At 47.2% G+C, this 4,980-nt stretch carries 2 protein-coding genes; one reads left to right on the top strand and one right to left on the bottom strand.

The genetic code is table 11. The features are described 5' to 3' along the window. Positions 1-209 (bottom strand): hypothetical protein (locus MiSe_RS47605; RefSeq protein WP_226594211.1); only part of this gene is annotated, 209 nt, incomplete at its 3' end. 218 nt (positions 210-427) lie between these two features. Between MiSe_RS47605 and MiSe_RS47600 the strand changes: the two genes are divergently transcribed. Beyond that, on the top strand, positions 428-4,980 hold a 4,553-nt coding region (locus MiSe_RS47600; RefSeq protein ID WP_226594206.1), incomplete at its 3' end, for an ATP-binding protein.

Raw genomic sequence — 4,980 nt, 5'->3', positions numbered from 1 at the left:
GTTATACGGAATTTAGAATTACCTTGCCTAAGGTGGTGGTGTAAACGTAATTCGAGTTTGTTAGCAGTAAAGATGTGGGGAAAGAGACGGGATTGGGATTGACGATATGCCTCCCTTCCCCACTCGCTGCCGCGAGTCAAATTGTGGTAGAAAAACATGGGGGGGCGATTGATGTCATGTCCGTTGAATTGCCCATAATAAAATCTCACCGCATCGTTCCGTAGGGAACATAATAGATATCTCGGACAAACAGATAACGTTAATCATGTTCCCTACTCCTAATTATTGGTAATCGACCGGACATGATATGATGTCACGTCTGTGATCGGCAAAGGAACTGAGTTGGTGTTGACTTTGCCGATTTGTTAGCACCACTGGCCTCATGGGCATAATAGTCAAGATATTGTATCAAATGAGGTCACTCCCGATGAACAGCACCTTCAATACAACCGTTGCTCTACCTGGCTATCGTTTAGTCGAGCTACTGTATTGTGGCAGTAAAACCGTTGTCTACCGGGGTATTCGATTGGTGGATGACCAGGCAGTCGCCCTCAAACTGCTGCAACAAGAATATCCTACCTTCCACGATCTGTTACAGTTTCGCAATCAATACACCCTCGCCAAAAACCTCGACATTCCTGGAATTATTCGTCCCTACAGTTTAGAACCGTACCGCAACAGCTATGCCCTGGTGATGGAAGACTTTGGTGGTGTTTCCCTGCGAGACTATGTTCGCAACCAGTCACTTTCCCTCGCAGAAGTGTGGGAAATTGCCCTGCAAGTGGCTGACATCCTGCACGGTTTGCACGCCGATCGCGTCATTCACAAAGATATTAAACCCGCCAACATTCTCATCCATCCAGAGACAAAACAAGTTAAGTTAATTGACTTTTCCATCGCCTCACTATTGCCCAAAGAAACCGCAGAAATCAAAAATCCCAATCGACTCGAAGGCACGCTGGCCTATATTTCCCCAGAACAAACCGGACGGATGAATCGAGGAATTGACTACCGCAGTGATTTCTATGCTTTGGGGGTGACATTATTTGAATTATTAGCCGGACAATTGCCCTACCAGTCGGATGACCCGATGGAGTTGGTGCATTGCCACATCGCCAAACAACCGCCTTCTCTGACCCAATTCAACATTCCAGAAGCTGGCGATCAAATCGTGGCGAAACTGATGGCGAAGAATGCCGAAGAGCGTTACCAGAGTGCATTGGGGTTAAAACACGATGTAGAGAAGTGCTTGTCTGAATGGAAAGAAACGGGAGAAATCTCCCCGTTTGAATTGGGAGAACGGGATATAGCAGATCGCTTTTTAATCCCAGAAAAACTCTACGGTCGAGAGCGAGAAGTTCAAACGCTATTGCAAGCCTTCGATCGGGTGGCGAGTGGCAGTTCTGAGCTAATGTTGGTCGCGGGCTTTTCGGGGATTGGCAAAACCGCCGTTGTCAACGAAGTCCACAAACCGATCGTGCGGCAACGGGGCTACTTCATCAAAGGCAAATTTGACCAGTTTAATCGCAATATTCCCCTGTCTGCCTTTGTGCAAGCCTTGCGTGATTTGATGGGACAATTGTTGTCCGAATCCGACGTACAACTGGCGCAATGGCAAGCCAAGATCCTGGCAGCCGTGGGTGAGAATGGGCAAGTTCTGATTGATGTGCTTCCAGAACTAGAACAAATTATTGGCAAACAACCGATCGCGCCAGAACTATCGGGTAGTGCGGCACAGAATCGGTTTAATTTATTATTCCAAAAGTTTATCGCAGTGTTTACAACGGTAGAGCATCCCTTAGTGATGTTTTTGGATGACTTGCAGTGGGCAGATTTGGCTTCGCTGCACTTGCTCAAACTGTTGATGAATGACAATAGCTATCTGCTGCTGTTGGGCGCTTATCGAGATAATGAAGTGTCGCCTACCCATCCGTTCATCATGACGGTAGAGGAATTGCAGAAGGCGCAGAATATCGTTAATACTATTACCCTGAAACCACTGGCTTTTGAGGATACTAATCATCTCGTTGCCGATACGTTGAATTGTTGGCAGGAACTCGCACAACCGCTGACTGAATTAATCGATCGCAAAACTCAAGGGAATCCATTCTTTACAACTCAATTTCTCAAAGCGTTACACGACGATGGCTATATTCGCTTTGATCGCGATCGCCGCTATTGGGAGTGCGATATTACCCAGGTGAATGCATTGGCACTCACTGATGATGTGGTGGAATTTATGGCGCTGCAATTGCAGAAATTACCCGCCGAGACGCAGCAGGTTTTGAAACTTGCCGCTTGTATTGGCAACCAGTTTGATTTGGCTACTTTGGCGATCGTCTCGGAACAATCCTCTACTGATGCTGCAACAGCACTCTGGAAAGCTTTACAGGAAGGTTTGCTTTTACCCACGAGTCAGATCTACAAGTTCTTTCAGGGTACAGAATCATCAGATGTTCAAAGTAACGCCAATCCGACCTATCGTTTCTTGCACGATCGCGTTCAACAGGCTGCCTATTCTCTGATTCCAGAAGACCAAAAACAGTCAACTCATTTAGCAATTGCTCGCTTGCTGCGACAAAACACCCCAGACGCAGAACTAGAAGCCAATATTTTTGAGATTGTCAACCACTGGAATCGGGCGGTCGCACTCCTCATTGATCCACTTGAAAAAACTAATCTCGCCCAATTCAACTTAATCGCTGGAAGCAAAGCCAAAGCGTCTAATGCCTATGAATCGGCTCTGAAGTATTGCAGGACAGGTCTAGATATTCTAGATGATCTGGGCTGGCAGAGCCAACCTAGCCTGATGCTGGCATTGCATGAAGGTGCAGCCGCAGCCGCTTATCTCTGTGGCGATTTTGCTCAAATGGAGCAGTGGGTAAGCGAGATCTTCGCTCAAAAACTGCATCCTCTCGATCGGATCAAAACCTATGAAATCCAGATTCAAGCCTATAGTACTCAGAGTCGGTTTCCGGAGGCGATCGCCATTGCACAGAAAGCTCTAGAGCAATTTAATATTTATCTACCCAACCAACCAACAGCCGCCGATATCGTCCCAGCGATGCAAGATGTTGCGGTACTCCTCAGTGGTAGAACTGCCCATGATTTACTCGATTTGCCCGTGATGACAGACGCGGTATCGTTGGCAAGTATGCAGTTACTGTCAAGTATTATCACGACGGCTTACGTTTCTGCCCCCTTACTGTTTCCCTTTGTAATTTTGGCTCAAGTCAAGCTCTCAATTCAAGACGGTAACACAGCCCTCTCTGCTTCTGGCTACAGTACCTATGGTATTTTACTAAGCGGTGTTTTAGAAGACTTGGATGCAGCCTATGAATTTGGTCAGCTAGGCTTGAAACTGGCAGAAAAGTTTAAAGAGCAGACTGTTCAGACAAAGGTGAATATGATTGTCGGATCGGCTCTTATCCACTGTAAATCTCACCTCCAAAATAGTCTGCCTCTGTTCGCGGAAACATTCAAAATTGGACTAGAAGTGGGTGATTTTGAATACGCGGGTCACGGTACTAGCTTTCTTTGTCAATTTTCCTATGCTGCTGGTCAAGAATTAACGACGCTGCTGGCAGAAATAGAAATTTATATCGCCACACTCCTGAAGCTTAAGATTGTTTCCACCACCAACTATTGTTTTGCTGTTTTGCAGACTATCCAGCGATTGCTATCCACACAAAATCAGTCTGTGTTGACTGCCCAAAAAGAGTTGCATAATACCTTAACTATTTCTAATGATTTAACCGGATTACATTTTTATTGGGTTTATCGGCTCACAGCTTCCTACTTGCTTAACGAGATGGTTGAGGCAAAACAAGATGCGGCGGAAGCACGCCAAACCTTAGCCGCCGGGGTAGGTCTGATTAGCATACCCATTTTTTACTTCTATGATTCTCTGATGGTATTGGCTGACCTTTCGGAGGTGATAGACAAAACGGCAGTCTTCGATCGCGTTTCTGCAAACCAGGCTCAGCTTCAAAATCGTGCTGATCATGCACCAATGAACTTTCAACATAAATATGATTTGGTAGAGGCAGAGCGATATCGCGTTTTGGACAATAAAATTGAGGCGATCGCCCTCTACGATCGCGCGATCGCCGGAGCCAAAGCCAACGGTTATATCCAAGAAGCAGCCCTCGCCAACGAACTCGCCGCCAAATTTTACCTCGATTGGGGCAAAGAAAAAATCGCCCAAGAGTACCTGATCAATGCCTACTACGGCTATGCTCACTGGGGTGCACTAGCCAAAGTTCAAGACTTAGAACACCGCTATCCCCAACTGCTCGCACCAATTTTTTTGCAACAGCAGCAAGTAGCTTTGTCTGCGACTGAAACCGTGTCGGCGACAACCTCTCTCGCCACATCTCAGGCTTCTGGTACACAGTCCTCCAGTTCCGGTAGTAGCAGTATTTCTGCCACCCTTGACCTAGCCACCGTTCTGAAAGCCTCCCAAACTCTGTCCAGTGAAATTGAACTCGATAAGCTGTTGGCAACATTGCTGTATACGGTGCTAGAAAATGCGGGGGCTGACAAAGGCGCCTTACTGATGCCCCATGAAAATCAGTGGTTTGTGGAAGCGATCGCCACCGTCGATCGGCCCGCACGGGTACAATCCATCGCCTTGTCCGACAGTTCCGAGGTTCCTCAATCCTTAATTAATACCGTTAAACGCAGTCGGGAACCCGTGGTGATTGTCGATGCCTCTGTCCATCCCACCCTGGCGATGGATAGTTATGTCGTGGCACAGCAACCCAAAAGCCTGCTGTGTACCCCAATTCTGAACCAGGGTAAACTCGTGGCGATTTTGTATTTGGAGAATCATGTCTCCGTTGGCGCATTTACGCGCGATCGCGTCGAACTGCTCAACCTGATCTGTTCCCAAGCTGCTATCTCGCTGCAAAATGCGCGCCTGTATCAGCAACTCGAAGACTATTCCCACAAGCTTGAGGTCAAAGTTGCAGAACGGAC

It is taken from the genome of Microseira wollei NIES-4236, from assembly GCF_020521235.1.
Lineage (GTDB): Bacteria > Cyanobacteriota > Cyanobacteriia > Cyanobacteriales > Aerosakkonemataceae > Microseira > Microseira wollei.
Note: the sequence above shows the minus strand (reverse complement) of the source record. Positions and strands in the feature narration are given on the sequence as shown.